Annotated in this window: 14 protein-coding genes and 1 tRNA gene; 6 read left to right on the forward strand and 9 right to left on the reverse strand. The window is 54.4% G+C overall.

From position 1 onward, the window contains the following. Positions 1-7: 7 nt before the first annotated feature. Together ddlA and ACN1CO_RS17725 are read right to left on the reverse strand one after the other, a co-directional pair. Positions 8-1,105, reverse strand: coding sequence for a D-alanine--D-alanine ligase (gene ddlA, locus ACN1CO_RS17720; RefSeq protein WP_419140092.1), 1,098 nt, complete (start codon positions 1,103-1,105; stop codon positions 8-10). A 225-nt stretch (positions 1,106-1,330) separates the two neighbouring features. Continuing rightward, positions 1,331-9,916 (reverse strand): GH36-type glycosyl hydrolase domain-containing protein, encoded by an 8,586-nt coding sequence (locus ACN1CO_RS17725; protein WP_419140093.1) that lies wholly within the window; start codon positions 9,914-9,916, stop codon positions 1,331-1,333. Positions 9,917-10,224: 308 nt separating this feature from the next. Between ACN1CO_RS17725 and ACN1CO_RS17730 the strand changes: the two genes are divergently transcribed. After that, positions 10,225-10,380 (forward strand): YnfU family zinc-binding protein, encoded by a 156-nt coding sequence (locus tag ACN1CO_RS17730; RefSeq protein WP_216844881.1) that lies wholly within the window; start codon positions 10,225-10,227, stop codon positions 10,378-10,380. Positions 10,381-10,498: 118 nt separating this feature from the next. Here ACN1CO_RS17730 and ACN1CO_RS17735 read toward each other — a convergent pair whose 3' ends face one another. From ACN1CO_RS17735 to ACN1CO_RS17745, 3 genes are all read right to left on the reverse strand, one after another. Continuing rightward, entirely contained in the window at positions 10,499-10,771 is a 273-nt protein-coding gene (locus tag ACN1CO_RS17735) for a hypothetical protein (RefSeq protein ID WP_238697655.1), read from the reverse strand. Between the two features lie 592 nt (positions 10,772-11,363). Further along, positions 11,364-11,439, reverse strand: a tRNA-Ile gene (locus ACN1CO_RS17740). Between the two features lie 202 nt (positions 11,440-11,641). Then, a complete protein-coding gene (locus ACN1CO_RS17745; protein ID WP_191919303.1) occupies positions 11,642-12,433 on the reverse strand; it encodes an SDR family NAD(P)-dependent oxidoreductase in 792 nt (263 codons plus the stop codon). Between the two features lie 138 nt (positions 12,434-12,571). Here ACN1CO_RS17745 and ACN1CO_RS17750 point away from each other — a divergent pair, with 138 nt between their 5' ends. Together ACN1CO_RS17750 and mug are read left to right on the forward strand one after the other, a co-directional pair. Next, complete coding sequence (locus tag ACN1CO_RS17750) at positions 12,572-13,156, forward strand: TetR/AcrR family transcriptional regulator (RefSeq protein WP_061902026.1); 585 nt, start codon at positions 12,572-12,574, stop codon at positions 13,154-13,156. Next, positions 13,153-13,671, forward strand: coding sequence for a G/U mismatch-specific DNA glycosylase (mug, locus tag ACN1CO_RS17755; RefSeq protein ID WP_109652050.1), 519 nt, complete (start codon positions 13,153-13,155; stop codon positions 13,669-13,671). Before ACN1CO_RS17750 ends, mug begins: the two co-directional genes overlap by 4 nt. A 74-nt stretch (positions 13,672-13,745) precedes the next feature. On the opposite strand, the gene rpoD is transcribed toward mug, so the two are convergent. The 3 genes from rpoD to rpsU all read right to left on the reverse strand — a co-directional run bounded on the left by rpoD (position 13,746) and on the right by rpsU (position 18,040). Continuing rightward, positions 13,746-15,587: an RNA polymerase sigma factor RpoD gene (gene rpoD, locus ACN1CO_RS17760; RefSeq protein WP_419140094.1), complete on the reverse strand. Its 1,842-nt coding sequence runs from the start codon at positions 15,585-15,587 to the stop codon at positions 13,746-13,748. A gap of 373 nt (positions 15,588-15,960) precedes the next feature. Continuing rightward, positions 15,961-17,706: a DNA primase gene (gene dnaG, locus ACN1CO_RS17765; protein WP_419140095.1), complete on the reverse strand. Its 1,746-nt coding sequence runs from the start codon at positions 17,704-17,706 to the stop codon at positions 15,961-15,963. Positions 17,707-17,824: 118 nt separating this feature from the next. After that, positions 17,825-18,040 carry a 30S ribosomal protein S21 gene (gene rpsU, locus ACN1CO_RS17770; RefSeq protein WP_001144069.1) on the reverse strand — a complete coding sequence of 72 codons (216 nt, stop codon included), beginning with the start codon at positions 18,038-18,040 and terminating at the stop codon, positions 17,825-17,827. Between the two features lie 277 nt (positions 18,041-18,317). Here rpsU and tsaD point away from each other — a divergent pair, with 277 nt between their 5' ends. Next, positions 18,318-19,331: a tRNA (adenosine(37)-N6)-threonylcarbamoyltransferase complex transferase subunit TsaD gene (gene tsaD / locus ACN1CO_RS17775; protein ID WP_419140096.1), complete on the forward strand. Its 1,014-nt coding sequence runs from the start codon at positions 18,318-18,320 to the stop codon at positions 19,329-19,331. 28 nt (positions 19,332-19,359) lie between these two features. On the opposite strand, the gene plsY is transcribed toward tsaD, so the two are convergent. Beyond that, on the reverse strand, positions 19,360-19,965 hold the full coding sequence (gene plsY / locus ACN1CO_RS17780; protein ID WP_419140097.1) for a glycerol-3-phosphate 1-O-acyltransferase PlsY: 606 nt from the start codon (positions 19,963-19,965) through the stop codon (positions 19,360-19,362). A gap of 108 nt (positions 19,966-20,073) precedes the next feature. On the opposite strand from plsY, the gene folB reads away from it, so the two are divergent. Together folB and bacA are read left to right on the forward strand one after the other, a co-directional pair. Beyond that, entirely contained in the window at positions 20,074-20,433 is a 360-nt protein-coding gene (gene folB / locus ACN1CO_RS17785; protein WP_419140098.1) for a bifunctional dihydroneopterin aldolase/7,8-dihydroneopterin epimerase, read from the forward strand. A gap of 190 nt (positions 20,434-20,623) precedes the next feature. After that, positions 20,624-21,442, forward strand: a complete 819-nt coding sequence (gene bacA, locus ACN1CO_RS17790) for an undecaprenyl-diphosphate phosphatase (RefSeq protein ID WP_064690002.1) — start codon at positions 20,624-20,626, stop codon at positions 21,440-21,442. The last annotated feature ends 6 nt before the right edge of the window (positions 21,443-21,448 follow it).

Consider the following 21,448-nt stretch of genomic DNA (forward strand, 5'->3'; position numbering starts at 1 on the left):
GGTTGTGTCAGCTGACGCTGCTTTTCAGGGTACTGGCCTGCTGATGGCGTTCAATCGCCAGGTCAATCAGGCGACTGATCAGATCCTGATAGCTGAGTCCGGCCGCCTGCCACAGTTTCGGATACATGCTGATATTGGTGAAGCCGGGCAGGGTATTCACTTCGTTGACGATAATTTCGCCGTCGTCAGTTAAAAACACATCGACGCGCGCCATGCCAAAGCACTCCAGCGCGGTAAAGGCTTTGATGGCGACCTCACGAATCGCATCGCTGGTTTCCGATGAAATGGCTGCCGGGACCACCGTCTGCGCACCGCTCTCAGAGATATATTTGGTGTCATACGAATAGAAGGCGTCATGCACCACCACTTCACCGCAGGGGCTGGCTTCAGGGGCATCGTTGCCCAGCACCGCACACTCGATCTCGCGACCTTTGATACCCTGCTCAATCAGCACCTTGCGGTCAAAGGAGAAGGCCAGCGCCAGCGCGGCATCAAACTCTTCAATGCTGTCCACTTTGCTGACGCCCACGGATGAACCCTGGTTGGCGGGTTTGATAAACAGCGGCAGGCCAAAGCGGGCAATCACTGCGCTGGCGTCCAGATGTGCACGCTGGGCCTGGGTGACGCTCACCCACGGCGCGACGTTGAGGCCGGCGTCGCGCAGCAGGCGTTTGGTAAAATCTTTATCCATGCTGACCGCAGAGCCCAGCACGTCGGAACCGACGAAGGGTAACGAGGCCATACGCAGCAGGCCCTGCAGGGAGCCATCTTCACCCAGCGTACCGTGCACGATAGGGAAGATAACGTCGATCTGCGACAGCGGATGGGCGTTATGACGGGTGATGATCTGCTGCTGAGTTGTGCCGGGCACCAGCGCCACATCTTCAGCGGCGTGATTCAGCGCGATCAGCGCCGGATTTTCAGCGTTAAGTAAGAAGTTTGAAGCATCGTTAAGACGCCAGTGTCCCTGCTTATCAATGCCCAGCAACACCACGTCAAACCTGGTTTTGTCGATCGCCTCAAGGATATTTTTGGCCGACTGTAACGACACCTCATGCTCAGCCGATTTCCCGCCAAACACGATCCCTACCCGCAACTTTGTCATCAATTTTGCCCACTGAAAAAATCAAAACCACAAGATAGCATGGGCTTCGCGAGGGAAAACAGGGCAGGGCGACAGATAATTGTGAGCAGGCGATTAACCCTCGCCACTCACCAGAACGCTGCCGTTGAGCTGCCCGACCTGACGCGGGTGGCAGCTCAACGGCCCGCTCGCAAAGGCCACTTAATCTCCTCTTTAAGCTGATGCAGGCGGGGTGTCGGGTTTAACTTAACCTGATGCAGAGCCCAGCCAGACTTCAACCTGATGTTCCTGGCGATGACTTTCCAGCGCTATTTCGTCACCGTCACACCGTTTGCCATCCAGCCACAGCTGATAAGTGCTGTCACCGCGAGTGACCCGGATGTTGTAGATCCCTTCCCCCTCACGGTAGACAATTTTTATCTCTGACCAGTCAGCGGGAAGCTGTGGCCGGACAGACAGCGCGTTGCCGCGCCGGCTTATCCCAAGCAGACTCTCACTGATAAGCTGATAGGCCCAGCCTGATGAGCCGGTATACCAGGTCCAGCCGCCCCGCCCGCTGTGGCCTTCGGCCGCATACACATCCGCAGCCATCACATAAGGCTCTGCTTTGTAGATCGCCATATCCTGTTGATTGCCACTATGATTAACCGGATTAATCATAGAGAGCAGGGACCAGGCGCGCTCTGTTTCACCCATCGCCGCAAAGGCCATAATCGCCCACAGAGCCCCATGGGTGTACTGACCGCCATTTTCCCTGACGCCCGGTAAATAACCGCGAATGTAGCCCGGATTTGGCCCTGCACCATCGAAAGGCGGAGTGAGCAATTTAATCAGCCGGTTATCCTTATCAACCAGATGCTGATAAAGCGCCTCCATCGCTGACCGGCATCTGGCGTCCTCGCCTGCGCCAGAGAGTACCGACCAGCTCTGGGCAATGGCGTCTATCCGGCACTCACTGTCAGCATGTGAACCGAGCGTCTGGCCACTGTCAAAAAAGCCGCGCAGATACCATTCGCCATCCCAGGCCGCATGGTTAAGCGCGGTTTTGAGCGTCTGCGCGTGCTCCTGACAGTGGCGGGCGGTATCGGTATCGCCGAACCGCACAGCCAGCGCGGCAAAGCGGTCCAGAACCGTATAGAGGAAGAAGCCGAGCCAGACGCTTTCACCCTTGCCGGCAATCCCGACGGTACTCATACCATCGTTCCAGTCCCCGGAACCCATCAGCGGGAGGCCGTGCTGACCGAAAGTAAGGGCGTGGTTAACCGCGCGAACGCAGTGCTGCCATAGCGGTTCGTTAATCTTACTGACGCCCGGAAGCTCATAGACAGACTCTTCGTCCTCTGCCAGCAGGCGACCTTCAAGGTAGCTGACGGGCTGTGACAGCAGCGCAATATCATCGGTTGCCTGCACATAGCGGCACAGCGCATAGGGCAGCCACAGGTAGTCGTCGGAGCAGCGGGTTCTGACGCCACGGCCAGCAGGCGGATGCCACCAGTGCTGTACATCTCCCTCGATAAACTGGCGGGATGCACACAACAACAGCTGATCGCGCAGGCGCTGCGGGGCAGCGTGAGTCAGCGCCAGCGTATCCTGCAACTGATCGCGGAAACCAAAGGCACCACCAGACTGATAGTATCCGCTGCGCGCCAGCAAACGGCTGGCCAGCGTCTGGTACAGCAGCCAGCCGTTTGCCAGTAAATCGACCTCCGTTGCCGGTGTCTGGATTTGCACTTTAGTCAGTAGCTGGTGCCAGTGCTGTTTAACTTTAGTCAGCTCGTTCTGAGCCTCCCCGGTGGAGAGGAACTGCTGCATCAGCGCGGTCACTGCACCCTCATCTTCCCCGACGCCGAGAGCAAAAACAAAGCTGCGGCTGTCGCCGTCAATCAGTGTCGTCAGCGTCTGCAGCGCGGCGCAGGGATCCATTCCTGCCCCGGTGTTACCCGACAGACCACGAACATTCATCATCGCGGGCTGCCGTGTGGTGCCGTTACGACCCAGACACTCAAGCCGGTTGCCGCTGTACGCAATCCGGGTACCTGTGACGGCAAAAAAAGCGGTCCGCGCAGAGCCCGTGCTGTTATAAAAGTTTCTGGCCAGAACCGCGCTGCCTGTGGCGATAGCGGCAGGGGACGTCACCACATGCCTTGCGGAGCGGCTCGCCAGCTCACCCAGAACCCATTCGACGTATCCGGTAATCGACAGATTACGCGTTTTGCCAGAGAGGTTACTCAGCGTCAGCAGGGAAAGTCTGACCGGCGCCTCCTCTGCCACGAACACCGTTAACGTGCTGCTGATGCCATACTCCGTGTGTTCAAACGTGCTGTAACCGAAGCCATGACGGGTCAGATAATCACCCTTGCCGCGAACCGGAAGCGGCGTGGGCGACCAGACATCACCCGTCTCTTCATCACGCAGATAAAGCGCTTCGCCAGAGCTGTCACTGACGGGATCGTTGTGCCAGGGCGTCAGACGATATTCATGCGCGTTTTCATACCAGCTATAGCCCTGGCCACTCTCGGAAATGACGGTACCAGACTGGCTGTTGGCCAGCACATTGCACCACGGCGCAGGCGTCTGCTGCTGGCCGGAAAGAATGATGTGATATTCGCTGCCGTCCTCGTTGAAGCCACCGGTGCCATTAAAAAACTGCAACCGCTCCGGCGAAAAGGTGACGGCTGCAGGCGGCGGCGTCTTACTGACCGATGGAAACGCAAAAGCAGGCGGGGTGCGCACCGGTTTTAACAGCGTGCTGAGCTGATCGGCGAGGCTACCGTTCCGGCCTTCCAGCACGACAGCCGCGACGCTCAGCAACAGTTGCAGATCGTCAGCGGAAAAACTTTCGCTTTTGCGGATAAATATGCCGCCAGGTTTGTCCGCCTGCTGCCGTTCATCTCCGGCAGGGATCAGGGTCGTGAGCTGATTGAACAGGTTCTGCTGGTAGCCGCCCTGGTCGCTGTTCAGGATAAGCAGATCGACCGTCAGCCCTTTTTGTCGCCAGTACTGGTGCGCCTGAATGAGCGTGGTGACCAGGTCGAGCTGATTAATGTTTTCTATCCGAACCAGAAGAATCGGCAGATCACCCGAAATCGCATGGCGCCACAATGACTCCTGGCCCAGCCGGTTCTGCATCAGCGCGTCTGATTCGCCACGCATTTCGGCACTGGAAAACAGCACGGCACTGGCCAGCTGATTAAACAGGCTGGTATCTTCGGTGCGGATATTCAACTGACGCAAGGCGACCTGACTGTGGGACCACGCCAGTTCAAATACCCGATCGGCGCTGATGTGGTTACGGTACTTCTCAATCAGCGCAATAGTGGTGTCACGCTGAAGTGTCACACCGTAAAGCATATCGATGGTGACGGTCTCTCCCGCTTTTAACGTCACTGACTGGCGAATTGATAACACGGGATCTAACACCGCTCCCTGCTGACCCGTTAATTCACTGCCCGGCATCAGCGCCTGAGCATCGGCTGGGGTCCTGCCGCGCCCGAGAAAACGAGCCCGGTCGGTTTCAAAAGAGTTCTGGCGACCGGTATTGCCATGTATCGCCATCGCGTGAAACATCCATGCCGTCACTTCTTTCTCTTCACGTGGCCGACGGTGAGCCAGAATCGCTTCCAGCCTGTCAACGATCTCAGTCTGGACGAACAGATTACTGAACGCAGGGTGGGCCATATCGCTGGCTGCTGGTGCCAGTACCACTTCGGTGTAGCTGGTGATATCAAACGGGCGGGTCTGACGGGAACGGTTAGTGACCGTGATGCGTCTGATCTCCACATCATCTTCCGGGGAGACCACGATATGCGTGTGAATGCTGAAGGTGGTGCCTGAAGCGTCAAACTCAATCCCGGCATCATTGAAACGGGTTTTATAATGCGGACGCTCGCAGCAGGTCGGCTGATAGCTGTGAGCAATCACTTCGGCGGATTGCTGATCGGTAACGTAACAGAACGTTCCGTAGTTGTTGCTGGTGCTATCCGCACGCCAGCGGGTGAGTGCCAGCCCCTTCCACTGGCTGTAGCCTGTCCCCGCGTGCGTCACCATCAGATGATAATCTGCATTGGAAAGCAGCTGAAGTTGTGGCTGGCGCGGATCTGAACCACTGAATTCACGCTGGTCGGGAATGCTGCGCTGCTGTTTAGGGTCACTGTTTTCGACAAAACTGCGGCGTGGGGTATAGAGCTCAATATCATCAGGCACTTTTTCCTGCAGCAGCAAACGCGACGACTGAAACAGTGCGCTGGACATAAACCGCGCGACCATGGGCGCATCCAGCAGCTGGTGAGAGAGCGCAAGCAATCCCATCGCCTGATGATGAGCCATATACGATTTGACGATCGCAAATGGCTGACCGGGAGCCAGTCGATCCGCGGTGAAATCCAGCGCTTCGTAATAACCGTAGTCACCGCTGGCACCCATTTTTTTAAGTCTTATCAGATTAGCCGTCGCCTCCTGCGGCAGCACCATCAGCGCCAGCAGCGTCGCATAGGGCGCAACAACATGATTGTCATTCAGGCCGCGTTTCAGACCCAGTTCTGGCGTACCAAATGCCCGATACTGGTAGTTATGATTGACGTCAAACGCAGCGTAACCCGATTCCGAAACGCCCCAGGGCGTATCGGTGCTGTTACCCGAGGCAATCTGTTGCCTGACCGCCGATAACGCCATCTTTTCCAGCAGCGTGTCGGGGTAAACCGGCATGACCAGGTGCGGCATCAGGTATTCAAACATTGAGCCGCTCCATGACATCACGGCGGGCTGGTTATTAAGCTGAGTAAATAAGCGACCCAGTACAAACCAGCTCTTGGCCGGAAGCTGACTGGTGGAAATAGCAAAGTAGTGCGTCAGGCGGACTTCTGAAGGGAAAAGGTCATATTTGCTGGCGTCCAGCAGACCGCTGTCCATGTTATAGCCCACGCTGAGTAAAGACGTGGCCGGATAATAGAGAAAGCGGAAGTCCATACTGGCGTGATCGCTAAGGCGGCTGTCCAGCTCCAGCAGGGCAGCCATTCGTTCGCGGGCGGCCCATATCGCAGTCTCTGCCTGTTTTTCCGGGAGTCCGGGGCGGTTCAGGTTCAACTCAGCGAGCCACAGCAATGACGGAATGTCGGCAGGCAGTGGCGCATCCGGGCTAACCCAGCTGAAAAGGAGGGACCACTCCTGAGTAAAATCCACCAGCTGCTGGTGGAAAAGCGCCGGCCAGTTTACCCGCGTTGTCGGAAGATAAGCCTGTTCTGCCAATACGCTTAATGCCAGCAGAGCCTGCATCCCGGCGTGAAAATCGGCGGGTGAAGCGCGCTGCATCAGGCTTAGCTTAGCTGCGATTTGTTCCACAATGTCGCTGCGGGTGTCGCTCAGTTGGTCTTTAAGCAGTGAGAAGGTATCGGAGAGACCTTCCAGGATACAGGGGAGAGACATCACCGGCTGGTATTTCCACTGCGCCAGGCCAGCCTGAAGGGTCACAAGGTGAGCCGCCATATTACCGCTGTCTACCGTTGAGACGTAGCGTGGGTTCAGCGGTTTTAACGTCTGGGTGTCATACCAGTTATAAAGATGTCCTCTGAAATGCTCCATTCGATCAAGGGTATCGAGGGTGTCGAGCGTCCGGCTGATGACCCGATTCTGGCTGATATAACCAAAATCCCAGGCCGTCAGGTTTGCCAGCAGCGACAGGCCAATGTTGGTCGGTGAGGTCCGGTGGGCCACCCTCGACTCCGGAATCTCCTGCAGATTATCCGGCGGCAAATGGTTGTTGTCACTGCTGGCAAATTCGTTAAACCAGGCCCAGGTTCTACGCGCGGTGCGACGCAAAAAGAGGCGCTGTTCCGCTGAAAGGCTGCCTGGCTGAGCGTGTTTAGGCTGGCTCATGCGGCTCAGTAACGCGGGGGCGACCGCCCACAATAAAGCGAGCGCCAGTGCGACATGCGTCATCGACGGCATGCTCAGGCTGGTCAGGAATACCAGAACCGTGCCTGCTACCGGATTAATCCACATGCGGCGGTAGAAATGGCGCACATCAGGCTCGACAGGTTTCAGTGATGAAGCGCTTTTCCACTCATTCAGGTAGCGATGGCTGATAGTCAGGCGCCATAAGGTCACGATAATGGCCTTCAGCGACCAGTAACTCTCGTGAGGCAGAATGGCCAGCGCCAGGCCAGCGCGGGAGAGGCGGTTAAAGGCATCGGTGACCAGCATGGATAGATGCTGCCGCCAGGCACGCGTTTTACTTTTCGTCACCCCATCGATCACTAACGCTGGCAGTCCCGGAAGCAGCAGAAAGAGCATGATGCACCCGACCCAGAATATCGGGTTCGGTACTATCGTACACAGCATAAATACCAGCATCAGCAGGGCTGGTGCCACCAGGCTGCGGCGCAGATTGTCTGTTAATTTCCAGCGGGAAAGCGCACTGAGCGGGTTCTTTTGACGACTGCAATCTTCCTGCCGCACCTGCAACCGTAGCCAGTTAAGGAGCTGCCAGTCGCCCCGCACCCAGCGAAATCGTCGGGCAACATCGCTCAGATAACTATCCGGGTATTGTTCATACAGGACGACGTTACTGACCACACCGGAGCGGGCATAGCACCCCTCAAGCAGGTCATGGCTCAGCACCAGATTTTCCGGACAGGTATTGCGTATCGCCCGGCTAAAGGCAGCGACATCGTAAATACCCTTGCCGACAAATGAGCCTTCACCAAACAGATCCTGATAAATATCGGATGAGAGTGAGGAGTAAGCATCATTCCCCGGAATGCTGCTGCACAGCCGGGCATAGCGGCTCTGACCGTTAACTGGTATCTCTTCAGCCAGACGAGGCTGCAGGATGGCATAGCCTTCAACTACCCGATTTTTGACATCGTCGAATACCGGCGCATTGAGCGGGTGGGCCATGACGCCAATCAGCTTATGCGCAGTCTCACGCGGCAGTATTGTGTCGCTGTCGAGAGTAATCACATATTTAACGCTGTGCAGCTGAGCCTGCGTGGCACCTACCGTGATGCTGAAGGCGTTTTCTTCACCCTGTAGCCAGCGATTCAGAGCATGGATCTTACCGCGCTTGCGTTCATAACCCATCCAGACACCCTGAGAAATATTATGGGTGCGGTCACGGTGTAACAGGGAAAAGAGCGCAATATCCGATTTACCTCCGCTGTAGCGCCGATTCAGCGCTTCCGTTTTCAGCACGGCGTAACGGATAAGCGCGGCGTCATGATGATGGTCCTGTTCGGCGCTATCGGTAAAGTCGGTCAGTAACGCAAAACTGATATTCGCTAAGGCGTTACCGAGATAGCAGATTTCCAGAGAGCGCAGCAGGGCGTCTGTTCCCTCATTGCTGCTGAGTAAACAGGGGATAACTACCAGTGTGCGGTCATGCTCCGGTACCGCCTGAGCATAATCGAGTCGGGGCAGGGGAAGGGGATGGCGGCTGCGGGTGGTTAACTCGCTCAGCAACTGTAAGGCTAACTGGCTGCTGACAATGATGGCGGGCAGCACCAGCAACCAGAGTAATGACGCCATGCCCGCCTGATGGGTGCTGTAGAGCATCTCGGCGGTAAACGCGGTTGTCAGCAGTAAAAGGCTGCCTAACCAGGAGAGTAAAGGAGTCTGGCTCAGATGCTGCCGGCTCCTGTTCAGCCACGTTACTTTAACGTCAAGCTGCTGTTCCAGTTGCTGAAATCCTTTATCCAGCAGGTAATAGCCGACATGCTGCTGACGCAGGGGAAGATCAGGCTGGCAGGCCAGCGTCAGCACAGCCTGGGCGACTTCACGTTCATCAAAGCGACTGTGCCGTGCCAGACGTTCAATCACGTGGCGGTAGTCATCGCGACTGTCAAAATGCATCAGCGGGTATGTCCCGGTGGGATCCTGCTGCAGGACTTTCTCAACCAGGCTGACGGATTCGACAAAGGCCTGCCAGTCAATTTCGCCGAGTTGCCGCAGGCCGGTAATACTGTTGCTGACAGAGAGCTGACTCAGGGCCAGCTGCCGGTTGAACTGCTCAATGACTTCCGAGGTTTTCCGGCCGGTATTTTCCAGCTGTTGTTCGACCCAGGTTAACGCCAGGGTATTGTTCTGGCCACTTAATCGCCGTTCGAGTTCAGCGACGAAAGCGCCGGAAACCTGCGGGTTCTGGCGGGCCATATCAGCGATGACCAGAATAACTTTTGACGCATCTTCGGCGGCAGTGGAGAGGATATCGCTGATCCACTGCTCCGCTTTATTACGTTCCTGATGTACCCTGGCCACGTCAGCCGCAATCCGGGACAGATTGTTGATAAGCGCAAAACGTAACATGGCAGGCAGGGCCCACAGTTCGCCGAGCAGCAGGGGCGTAACGCGCTGGTAGGCAGCAATAAAAGGATGCAGGACGCTGGTTTCCAGTCTGCCATCACTGTGCTTAATCATCTCCTCGGCGATAGCCTGGATGCGCAGGTAATGAGCCGACTCCTCCAGCATGGGCAGTCCTTTACCGAATTTTGCCGGTAACAGGTGCCGGACCAGGCGGATCTGCTCTTCAATGATGTAAAAATTATCCAGTATCCAGACGGCCGCCGGTGTCTGGCTGCGCTTATCGCCTTCACTCAGGATCTCTGCGCTGCGCGTCAATGACAGTTCATTATCTGCCAGCTGCTGCAACAGTCGGTAGGACCATTTTCCACCCGACAGATTATGCGTTTTCGCTAATTTTTCGCCGTAGTTATCCATTTGTTCAGCCGAAAAAATATCTGGCCGGTGGGCCTGATAAATACCTTCTGTCGGGAACAAAGGAAAATGCTCATCGGGTAATTCACTTTCCCGGCTGAACCACGTCGTCAGTTTTATTTTCACACTCATTTCCTTGCGCTTACGCAGCAGCTGGATCCGGAAAAAAAGAAAGGATGACAAAAAAGGAGCCAAAAGAAGGGCTGGAGGTGATAAACAGGTGTAGATGATATTGATTATAGTCCTGTTTCCGTTATTCGTAGCTATCCTGATTAACCGGCTGGCGTTCTCTTGTAGCGATAAAATAAAGTTAAAAAAAATAAACAGCTGCCTTCTCCTCACCTTAGCCCTGTTTAACATCAGAGCCGACAGATAAAAAAATTAATTTACCTGCACTGTGTTACGCTGATGGCAACATTTCAGAGGATAACGACATGACCTGGTTGAGCTTTCTCTTCGACGCGCTACACAGCAGCGAAACCAATACACAGTGTCCGGTGTGTAAAAAGTTTTCCAGACAGTCTGTAGCTAAAAAGAATAAAGGACAGGCAGTCTTATGCCCTCACTGTAAGTCATTGTATGTTATATAAAGTCCGCCGTCTTTTTATGTTGCGAACAGCAGGCAGCAGCAAGTCATACTGTTTAACTCTATCCCTCATTGAGGTAATATCTTCGTAACATTAATTTCAATGTGCTGATAACTCTGCATTATCTTTCGTACTCGGTGAAATAACGCTGTGATTCACCCTGGTCGAGAAATTCGAATGGTGAAAGTTGAATAATATCTGGTCCTGCAGACCACACTTCATTAACTCTTGAGATAATATCGCCTTCCTGAAGCGTCAGAAGGTTATTAATGCGTAACACAGCAAATCTGCCATTTTCAAATTCGACCTGATACAACGCAACTTTCTTCAGCGGCATGATGGTTCTTCCACGAATTACCCGGCAGCAGAGTTCAGCACTTGATGAGCTTTTCATGATAAACCTCTAATCTATTCATACTCTTCTGTTCAATAAATTAATCTGCATAATTGTGAATCTGACCTCAGCGCACACGTTGTGCAGATTTCAATTGGCCCGTCTGGACTGTATTTGTTCATATCCGTAAATATAGCGGGTTTATGAAAATAATCTGATACACCCTCTGCAGGGTTAAAAAGTGACTCCGGGGTATTGAATGAGGATTAGCGGTGTCTTTTACAGGGAAAATAGTGGGTATGAGAGTGTGAGGTTAATCAGGGAAAGGGAGAGGTGAAACTACTGACGCGGCAATATACTGAAGCCTTCATCTCCCTGACGTAGTTTACTCGGCACGGCCCCGACCAGTGGAGATATGCGCACTAAGGCATCATCACGCCGCCTGTTGAGTTCGCGAAAGGCCGCACTTTCCATCTGATGGAATCGGACATCAATCAGCAGATTTCCGGCCTGCCGGGTTAGCTGGCGGTGGCTTAACAGAAAAATTTCAGACTTTTATAGGAAGAGAGAAACAAGGAAGGGGGATTTGAAGGATAAACAAAAAAGCCACCCTGAAAGCTAGCTTCAATATGCTGATTTAACAGGTAAAATTTGGTGGCCCCTGCTGGGCTTGAACCAGCGACCAAGCGATTATGAGTCGCCTGCTCTAACCACTGAGCTAAGGGGCCAGCGGAGCGGGGATTATAAAGTATCTCTTCAGGGCAATCCAGCACTCAGCCACCGGTTGCTGAAATAAGCAGCAGTGATTTACCTGCTGATTTCTATAACAAAACTGTCGAACCGCGATCCCGAAGTCGCAAACAGGCACGGATAATGCTTCTCCGTGCCTTTAGTGAAACCGGACTTCAGTCATTATGGCTGATGGCTGGCTCAGCTCTGACGATAACGGGATGCTGATTGATTCCGTGAAAGGTGGGGAACCATTGTGCCACGAGCCTGATCGTAGTCGTGCCACATCTGCAGATCTTCCAGCGCCGGAATAGTTACCGTCTCCTTGCTGTCGAGTCCGGCAAGCGCGGCGTCCACCATCTCATCAACGTCCATCAGCATTTCAGCCGGAATGTCATTAATAGACTGGCCTGCGCGGTCGAAAATCTCCGTACGGGTCGCACCGGGCAACACCGCCTGTACCTGTACGCCGCTCTCTGCGAGTTCACGCTGCATCGCACGCGTCAGAGTCAGTACATAAGATTTAGTGGCGTTATAAGCGCCGTTGAACATCTCGTGCACCAGCGACAGCACCGACGCGATATTGATAATGATGCCATTTCCGCGCGCTTTGAAAGCCCGGCCAGCCGCCTGTGCCAGACGGGTGGGTGCCAGAATATTTAACGCCAGCATGGTGTTAATGCGTGTGATGTCCGCCTCAAGAAACTCTCCCTCAACGTTCATGCCCGCGTTGTTCAGCAGCAGCGTAATCTGTGCGTTGTTCGCGAGCTCCGACTCCACGCGTTGCAGATCCTGCTCGTGCGTTAAGTCAGCCGCCATAACCGTCACCCGAATATCGTGCTGCTTTGCCAGTGCGTCAGCCAGGGTGGTGAGCCGCCCCTGATCGCGTGCGACCAGAATCAAATCATAACCGCGTGCTGCCAGTCGTTTTGCATAGGTCGCACCGATACCGCTGGATGCGCCGGTGATTAAAGCTGTGTCTGATTGTGACATCTCTTTTTCCTCGTATGATGGTCGTCATAATAGTTATTAATATGACGATCATCATATCTGTCGTCAAGCTGGAATATGATGACCGTAATAATTACTATAATAGCCAGACGCTACGTAGCAGACACCGCAGGAGATGAGATGGAGAAGCAGAGCAGCAAAGCGCATACGCGGTGGCGTATCCTTGATGAGGCGGCGCGCGTGATGCGTGAAACCGGCACCGAAGGAATTGGTGTAGCGGCGCTGATGAAGCGGGTCGGGCTGACACACGGCGGTTTTTATGCGCATTTTACCTCACGCGAGGAGCTGGTTGAGGAGGTGCTGAAGCATATGTTTGCTGAAGCCGATACCTTAAAGCCCGCGGAGTCCGTGACCCAGCCAGCGCAGCAGCTGGCAGATTTTATTGATAGCTATCTTTCCGAGGCGCATCGCAATGCACCAGCGCAGGGCTGTCCATTAGCCGCTCTGGTGAGTGAAGTAGCTCATCTTCCACAGCCGACACGGCAGATCTTCGCACAGGGCTTTAATGCGATGCACGGCAGTCTGACGCAGATATTACGTGAGTTGAAGTTGCCCGATGCGGAAGCGCTGGCCTCCAGCATGCTCGCAGAGATGGTTGGCGCGCTGGCGCTGGCGCGAGCCTGTCCGGATGCAGAGCAGGCCAGCCAGATGCTGCAACGCAGTCGCGATGCGCTGAAGCAGCGCACGCTGGAGGTGGCGGCATGAGTGAACACGCGATCCGCGACATCATCACCTCCGGTCTTGATGTGCTGTTCTGTGGCATTAATCCGGGTCAGTCAACCGCCCATCAGGGGTTTCACTTTGCGCATCCCGGCAACCGGTTCTGGAAAGTGATCCATCTGGCGGGATTCACCCAGCAGCAACTGAAGCCGGAAGAGGAGCAGCGCTTAACGGAGACCGGCTGCGGCATCACCATGCTGGTTGAGCGGCCCACGGTGCAGGCGAGTGAATTAGCGCCTGATGAGCTGCGCGATGGCGGCAAACGGCTGATGGAAAAGGTACTGGATTACCAGCCGGCTGCGCTGGCTATCCTGGGTAAGGATGCGTTTCGTCGTGCTTTTAAACAGAGCAAAGTCGAATGGGGCAAACAGCCGATATACATGGGGAAAACGCAGGTGTGGGTGTTGCCGAATCCCAGCGGCCTTAATCGCGCATCGCTGGACGAGATGGTAGAGGCGTATCGTCAGCTCTATGTGGAACTGCATGCGGGGAGCGAATGAATCTGCGCAGGGCAGGGGAGAGGCGGTAACAGGCAGGCATAAAAAACCCCGGCGAACCGGGGTTTTTGTCTGACTTAATCGTCGAGGAAGCTGCGCAGCACTTCCGAACGGCTCGGATGGCGCAGTTTACGCAGAGCTTTGGCTTCAATCTGACGAATACGCTCACGCGTAACGTCGAACTGTTTGCCCACTTCTTCCAGCGTATGGTCAGTGTTCATATCGATACCGAAACGCATGCGCAGCACTTTCGCTTCGCGCGCGGTCAGGCCAGCCAGCACGTCATGGGTCGCAGAACGCAGGCTCTCTGAGGTAGCAGAATCCAGCGGCAGCTCCAGCGTGGTGTCTTCGATAAAATCGCCCAGATGTGAATCTTCATCATCACCAATCGGCGTCTCCATAGAGATCGGCTCTTTAGCGATTTTCAGCACCTTGCGGATTTTATCTTCTGGCATCAGCATACGTTCAGCCAGCTCTTCCGGCGTGGGTTCGCGGCCCATCTCCTGCAGCATCTGGCGTGAAATACGGTTGAGCTTGTTGATGGTCTCAATCATATGCACCGGAATACGGATGGTACGCGCCTGGTCGGCGATAGAGCGGGTGATAGCCTGACGGATCCACCAGGTCGCATAGGTCGAGAACTTGTAACCACGGCGATATTCAAACTTATCTACCGCTTTCATCAGGCCGATATTACCTTCCTGAATCAGGTCAAGGAACTGCAGACCGCGGTTGGTATATTTCTTGGCAATCGAAATAACCAGACGCAGGTTAGCTTCCACCATCTCTTTCTTGGCGCGACGTGCTTTGGCTTCACCGATCGACATGCGACGGTTAATGTCTTTGACCTGTTCAATGGTCAGACCGGTCTCTTCTTCAACCTGCGCCAGTTTCTGCAGGGAGCGTGTCACGTCATCCTGCACTTCCAGCAGCTTTTCAGACCACGGCTTGTTCATGGCCAGAGCAGCTTTGAACCAGGTTTCATTGGTTTCGTTGCCGGTAAACAGCGTGATGAAGTTTTTCTTCGGCATTTTGCACAGCTCAATACAGAGCTTCATGATCAGACGTTCCTGGGTACGGACACGTTCCATCATGATGCGCATGCTGCTTACCAGGTAATCGAACTGCTTCGGTACCAGGCGGAACTGCTTGAAGACGTCAGAGAGGTTCTGGATTTCAGCAACGGCGGCAGCATGACTGCGACCTTTGCTTTTAATCACAGAGCGGGTCGTTTCATACTGCTTACGCAGGTCAGAAAACTTCTCGCGCGCCAGTTCCGGGTCGATTGAGTTATCGTCGTCGGAGCTGTCGTCATCCTCTTCATCTTCTTCTCCATCGTCTTTACGATCGGCTTCAGAAAGTTCAGAGCCCACGTGCGTTGCCGTTGGGGCGATATCGGCTTCTGCGTTAGGATCGACAAAACCGGTGATCAGATCGGAGAGGCGTGATTCGCCTGCTTCAACTTTGTCGTATTGATCCAGAAGATACGTAATCGCTTCAGGGTATTCGGCTACAGAACACTGAACCTGGTTGATACCGTCTTCAATACGCTTAGCGATGTCGATTTCGCCTTCGCGCGTCAGCAGTTCAACGGTACCCATTTCACGCATGTACATGCGAACCGGGTCAGTGGTGCGCCCGATTTCAGATTCAACGCTGGATAACACCTGAGCGGCAGCTTCCGCGGCATCTTCGTCAGTATCGGAGCTGTTTTCGTTCAGCATCAGATCGTCGGCATCAGGGGCTTCTTCAACCACCTGAATACCCATGTCGTTAATCATCTGGATGATGTCTTCGATCTGATCTGAGTCGACGATATCTTCCGGCAGATGGTCATTGACCTCAGCATAGGTCAGATAGCCTTGCTCCTTACCACGGGTGACAAGAAGCTTGAGCTGTGACTGCGGGTTTTGCTCCATAAGACGGTATCCACACTTCTGTTAAATTAGATTGGTGTCGGTCGGCAGCGCGCCAACAATAGCAGTGAAGGCGTTTAATTCTTGCCGCTGCCTTCGTCGCGGCGTGGGCTTTGCCCATCAGTAATCGGCACTTAAGCCGCTTGTGTTAACTCTGTGCTAAGGGCCTGGCTTACTCGCCATTCTGCTTCCCGGCAGTGCTCGATTTCCTCACGTACTTCAGTACGCTCCGGAAGCTGTGCGCTGGCGGTAACCAGACTGGCGTCAACGCCGACGGCCTTTAAAAATTGTGCTGAGGGCCTGGCTTACTCGCCTGGCCTTAAAATTTGTGCGGCTGCCCTTTCGTCGTTCGGAGCGGGCAGCGTGCTGAAAACGGTTATTTTCTGGCAAACGCCTGACTGAGCGTCCAGAATTCACGGCGCTCATCGGTGCTGAGCCCCTGAGTACGCTCGCGTGCAATCAAATACTCCAGGCGCTCTTCCAGAGCTGAATCATAGATGCTGGCCAGCGAGTCCTGAAACACCGCTTCGGCTTCTTCATCTACTATCATGTGGTTCCAGATCGCCAGCGTTTCAAGCGTCTGACTAAAATTTGTCCCGCGATATAACTCTAGTAGCTGTCCGGTGGTCAATCCAGGATTCTCAGTACACCGACCCACTAATTCAATAAATAGCGGTAATCCCGGCATTTTTGACTCAGACAGCCCATCAAGCGAAGGCACCAGGGTGGCCAGCTGCGGGTTCTGAATCAATAACGCAATCAGAACACGCATGGTGGTACGTTTCAGCGGTGGCGCAACCGGCGCCGTTCCGCTTGCGGCCAGCTTCGGCATCAGCTTTTCCAGCTGATTGTCGTCAAGAATACCCAGCTTATTCCCCAGCTCCTGACGCATATAAATACGTAAAGTCTCACCAGGGATCTGCGTAATCAGCGGTAAAGCCAGCGTGCTCAGGCGCGCTTTTCCGTCGCGTGAGCTCAGATCCACCTGCGGCAGCAGGCTATCAAATAAAAACGAAGAGAGCGGCATCGCCTGCTCCATCCTCGCTTCAAAGGCGGCTTTACCCTCTTTACGTACCAGCGTATCCGGGTCTTCACCATCGGGTAAAAACATAAAGCGTAGCTGACGACCATCATTCATGTAAGGCAATGCGGTCTCCAGCGCACGCCATGCCGCTTCACGTCCCGCCCTGTCGCCGTCGTAACAGCAAATCACGGTGTCGGTGCTGCGAAACAGCAACTGAATGTGTTCAGCAGTGGTGGAGGTGCCTAATGACGCAACGGCATAATCGATGCCGTACTGCGCCAGCGCTACCACGTCCATGTATCCCTCAACCACTAACAGGCGGGCGGGTTCAGGATGGTTTTTAACTGCTTCATACAGGCCATAGAGCTGGCGGCCTTTATGGAAAATAGGGGTTTCCGGCGAGTTCAGATACTTCGGCGTATCATTGCCCAGCACGCGTCCGCCAAAACCGATGACGCGTCCACGCTTATCGCGGATCGGAAACATGACGCGGTCGCGAAACCGGTCATAGGTACGGCCTTTGTCATTGCTGACCAGCATGCCCGCTTCCATCAATGACTCGCGGTCTTCCGATTGCTTACCAAAACGCTTGAGAACATTGTCCCAGCCGGCTGGCGCGTAACCTATGGCGAAATGATTGATGATGTCGGCGCTCAGACCACGACGGTCAAGATAGTCGCGTGCTGGCTGCGCACTGGATTGCTGCAGACCCTGCTGATAAAAACCGTTCAGGTTCTCCATCAGCTGGTACAGGCTCTGGCGCTGATGGCGTTCCATCTGGCTGGGCCCGCTGCCTGCTTCGTAAGGCACGTCTAAACCGTGGGAAGTGGCTAACTCTTCAATACTTTCAACAAACTCCAGACGGTCAAAGTTCATTAAAAAGTCGATAGCGTTGCCGTGTGCACCACAGCCGAAACAGTGATAGAACTGCTTTTCGCCGTTTACGGTGAAAGAGGGCGTTTTTTCATTATGGAAAGGACAGCACGCATGGAAATTCTTACCCTGCTTCTTCAGCTTAACGCGGGCATCGATAAGATCCACGATATCCGTGCGGGCAAGTAAATCGTTGATAAATACGCGTGGAATTCGTCCAGCCATACGCCCCAGATTTTCAGCTCATAAACGGCAACAAGCCGCGCTTCCTTTCGGAAAGCACGGCCTTTTACTTGACTCTGTCTGCGTGAATCACGCGGTGGAGGCGAACCTCCGGAACGACTTAGTACAGACGAGTGCGGCGTGCGTTTTCGCGAGCCAGTTTCTTGGCGTGACGCTTAACTGCTGACGCTTTGGCGCGCTTACGTTCGGTAGTCGGTTTTTCATAGAACTCACGACGACGAACTTCAGCCAGAACGCCTGCTTTCTCGCATGAACGCTTGAAGCGACGCAGTGCTACGTCAAATGGCTCGTTTTCACGTACTTTAATTACCGGCATGTAACTCTCACCTCGATAAAATTCGGTTTTTGCTGCTGACTGCGGCGCCAGCAAATTCAAAATGGTGCAGCATTTTACTCCAACTCAAGTTGGTTTGTAAAGCACCATGGATAATTTGAAACCAACAGGAGCGTTTGCCTGTGCGGCTGCCGGTTTTTCCAGGGGCGGGAGTATAGCGCACTCTTTAGCCGACAGAAAATGACTTTTTACGCGGGATGCCTGCGCTGCACATCCAATTGCTGTGATAAACTGCGCGCCGCAAGAATGAGGTGATGCAATGCGAATTCTGGGTATTGAAACGTCGTGCGATGAAACCGGCATCGCAATCTATGATGACGAGGCCGGATTACTGGCTAACCAACTCTACAGCCAGGTAAAACTGCACGCCGATTATGGCGGTGTGGTGCCGGAACTGGCCTCACGTGATCACGTGCGTAAAACCGTGCCGCTGATTCAGGCGGCGCTGAAAGAGGCGGGTCTGGAGCCGCAGCAGATTGATGCCGTCGCCTACACTGCCGGTCCCGGACTGGTCGGTGCGCTGCTGGTTGGTGCGACCATTGGCCGTGCCCTGGCGTTTGCCTGGAAAGTGCCCGCCGTGCCGGTTCATCATATGGAAGGCCATCTGCTGGCGCCGATGCTGGAAGAGAATCCACCGGAATTTCCGTTTGTGGCACTACTGGTGTCGGGCGGACATACTCAGCTGATTAGCGTCACCGGCGTTGGTGAGTACGAATTGCTGGGTGAATCGATCGATGATGCCGCAGGCGAAGCCTTTGATAAGACGGCGAAGCTGCTTGGTCTGGATTATCCGGGCGGACCCATGCTGTCCAGGATGGCGCAGCACGGCACGGCAGGGCGCTTTACATTCCCGCGTCCGATGACCGACCGTCCGGGCCTGGATTTCAGCTTCTCAGGCCTGAAAACCTTTGCTGCCAATACCATTCGCGCTAATCCTGACGATGAGCAGACCCGTGCTGACATCGCCCGCGCGTTTGAAGATGCGGTAGTGGATACGCTGTCGATCAAATGTAAGCGTGCGCTGGATCAGACCGGCTTTAAGCGTCTGGTGATTGCGGGCGGCGTCAGCGCTAACCGCACACTGCGCGAGCAGATGGCGATCATGATGCAAAAACGCGGTGGTGAAGTGTTCTACGCCCGTCCTGAGTTCTGTACCGATAACGGTGCGATGATCGCGTATGCGGGCATGGTGCGGTTAAAAGGCGGAACGCGAGGCGAGTTAAGTGTCAGTGTGCGACCGCGCTGGCCGCTGGCGGAATTGCCCGCTATCTGATGTAAAAAAAGCCGGCTTGCCGGCTTTTTTATGGCTCAGATTTCTTTTTGCGCTTCCAGATCTTACCTTCCTGTCCCCGCCACAACCGCTGAATATTATCGTGATGACGCAGCAGAATCAGGCACGAAAGCATTGAAACCGGGAAGGTGAACTGCGGTTTGAACCACCAGACATAGAATGGCGCGATCAACGCGCTGACGATGGCACCCAGCGAGGAATAGCCGCTGAGTAAAACCGTTAACAGCCAGGTGCCAGTGACCAGCCCGGTTAAGTCCCAGCCAATCGGCGCAATGGCACCAAATGCCGTCGCCACACCTTTGCCACCGCGAAAGTGAAAGAACAGCGGGTAGATATGACCCAGACAGGCAGCAATGGCGGTCAGGCCGAGATAAAGCGGAGTCACGTGCATCAGCCAGGCCAGCCAGACCGGCACCATCCCCTTCAGCACATCAAACACTAATACGGTTGCGGCGGCGGCTTTACCGCCCAGACGCAGTACGTTGGTGGCACCAGGATTGCCTGAACCGTGTGTACGGGGATCGGGCAGGCCAGCGAGTTTGCAGACCAGAATCGCACTGGAAATGGAACCGCAAAGATACGCGAAAATAATCATACCAAGCGCGAAAGCACTCATAACACCGTACCGTTCCCTTTAGGGTCGTTTTGATCTCATCAACCGTGGATAATACGCATAATCCGCCGGAAGTGGTATCCGGCTTAGCCAAAAACAGAGACCCTCATCATGGATATCGTATTTATAGAACAACTCACGGTGTTCACCACCATTGGCGTTTACGACTGGGAACAGGGCATACAGCAGAAGCTGGTGCTCGATGTCGAAATGGCCTGGGATAACCGTCTGGCGGCCAGCAGCGACGATGTAGAAGATTGCCTGAGCTATGCGGATGTCGCCTCCGCGATCCTGACGCATCTGAACGGCGGTCGATTTGCCCTGGTTGAGCGGGTTGCTGAAGAAATCGCGGATCTGTTGATGAACCGTTTCAATTCGCCTGGCGTACGTATAAAGGTAAGCAAACCGGGCGCTGTAGCCCAGGCGGCGCAGGTTGGCGTGCGAATTGAGCGCGGGACTATTCCTAAATAAATACGATGTGATTGCCATCACAATGAAACCAAACCAAATTACTGTCTGTCATAGCGTGTACCGTTTCGTTACAGCAGGCGAAACGGTGTGGACCTTAAGGTTTAATTTAGGCTAATAGCGGCATAATTTCAGGCGATAGCAGCGCGCTACCGCCTTTTTAATGGTTTGAAACGGATAGAGGAAACATTTGATGGCAGATATTCATCAGCTTTGGGTAGCTGCAATCCTGGGCATTGTGGAAGGGCTGACCGAATTTTTACCGGTCTCTTCCACAGGGCACATGATTATAGTGGGTCACCTGCTGGGCTTTGAGGGTGAAAAAGCCGAGACCTTTGAAGTTGTGATCCAGTTAGGATCGATTCTGGCTGTGGTAGTGATGTTCTGGCGCCGTCTGTTTGGCCTGATCGGCATCCACTTTGGCGAAGTTAAACATGAAGGCACCGGCACCGGCCGTCTGTCGCTGATCCACATCCTGCTGGGTATGGTCCCTGCGGTGGTCGTGGGTCTGGTCCTGCACGACCAGATTAAAACGCTGTTTAATCCAATCAATGTGATGTACGCGCTGGTGGTGGGTGGTGTGCTGCTGCTGGTCGCTGAGTACCTCAAGCCAAAACAGCCTAAAGCCGTCGGCGTCGATGATATTACCTATCGTCAGGCGTTTATGATTGGCTGTTTCCAGTGCTTAGCGCTGTGGCCGGGCTTCTCGCGTTCTGGTGCTACCATCTCTGGCGGCATGCTGATGGGCGTGAGCCGCTATGCAGCGTCAGAGTTCTCCTTCATCCTGGCGGTGCCAATGATGATGGGTGCAACCGTGCTGGACATGTACAAGAGCATCGGCTTCCTGACAATGGCAGACTTCCCGATGTTCGCGGTAGGTTTTGTGACGGCGTTTATTGTGGCGCTGATTGCGATTAAAGCCTTCCTTGAGCTGATTAAACGCATCTCGTTTGTCTCGTTCGCGATTTACCGCTTTATTGTGGCGGCAGCGGTTTACATGATCTTCATGTAAACCCCG

The organism is Pantoea sp. R13S299 (assembly GCF_048515925.1).
Lineage (GTDB): Bacteria > Pseudomonadota > Gammaproteobacteria > Enterobacterales > Enterobacteriaceae > Pantoea.

Coding starts and splice junctions, on each gene's coding strand:
- ddlA (WP_419140092.1), bottom strand. CDS start 1,105: ATGACAAAGTTGCGGGTAGGGATCGTGTTTGGCGGGAAATCGGCTGAG.
- rpoD (WP_419140094.1), bottom strand. CDS start 15,587: ATGGAGCAAAACCCGCAGTCACAGCTCAAGCTTCTTGTCACCCGTGGT.
- mug (WP_109652050.1), top strand. CDS start 13,153: ATGAGTGAACACGCGATCCGCGACATCATCACCTCCGGTCTTGATGTG.
- ACN1CO_RS17750 (WP_061902026.1), top strand. CDS start 12,572: ATGGAGAAGCAGAGCAGCAAAGCGCATACGCGGTGGCGTATCCTTGAT.
- tsaD (WP_419140096.1), top strand. CDS start 18,318: ATGCGAATTCTGGGTATTGAAACGTCGTGCGATGAAACCGGCATCGCA.
- ACN1CO_RS17735 (WP_238697655.1), bottom strand. CDS start 10,771: ATGAAAAGCTCATCAAGTGCTGAACTCTGCTGCCGGGTAATTCGTGGA.
- bacA (WP_064690002.1), top strand. CDS start 20,624: ATGGCAGATATTCATCAGCTTTGGGTAGCTGCAATCCTGGGCATTGTG.
- rpsU (WP_001144069.1), bottom strand. CDS start 18,040: ATGCCGGTAATTAAAGTACGTGAAAACGAGCCATTTGACGTAGCACTG.
- folB (WP_419140098.1), top strand. CDS start 20,074: ATGGATATCGTATTTATAGAACAACTCACGGTGTTCACCACCATTGGC.
- ACN1CO_RS17745 (WP_191919303.1), bottom strand. CDS start 12,433: ATGTCACAATCAGACACAGCTTTAATCACCGGCGCATCCAGCGGTATC.
- dnaG (WP_419140095.1), bottom strand. CDS start 17,706: ATGGCTGGACGAATTCCACGCGTATTTATCAACGATTTACTTGCCCGC.
- plsY (WP_419140097.1), bottom strand. CDS start 19,965: ATGAGTGCTTTCGCGCTTGGTATGATTATTTTCGCGTATCTTTGCGGT.
- ACN1CO_RS17730 (WP_216844881.1), top strand. CDS start 10,225: ATGACCTGGTTGAGCTTTCTCTTCGACGCGCTACACAGCAGCGAAACC.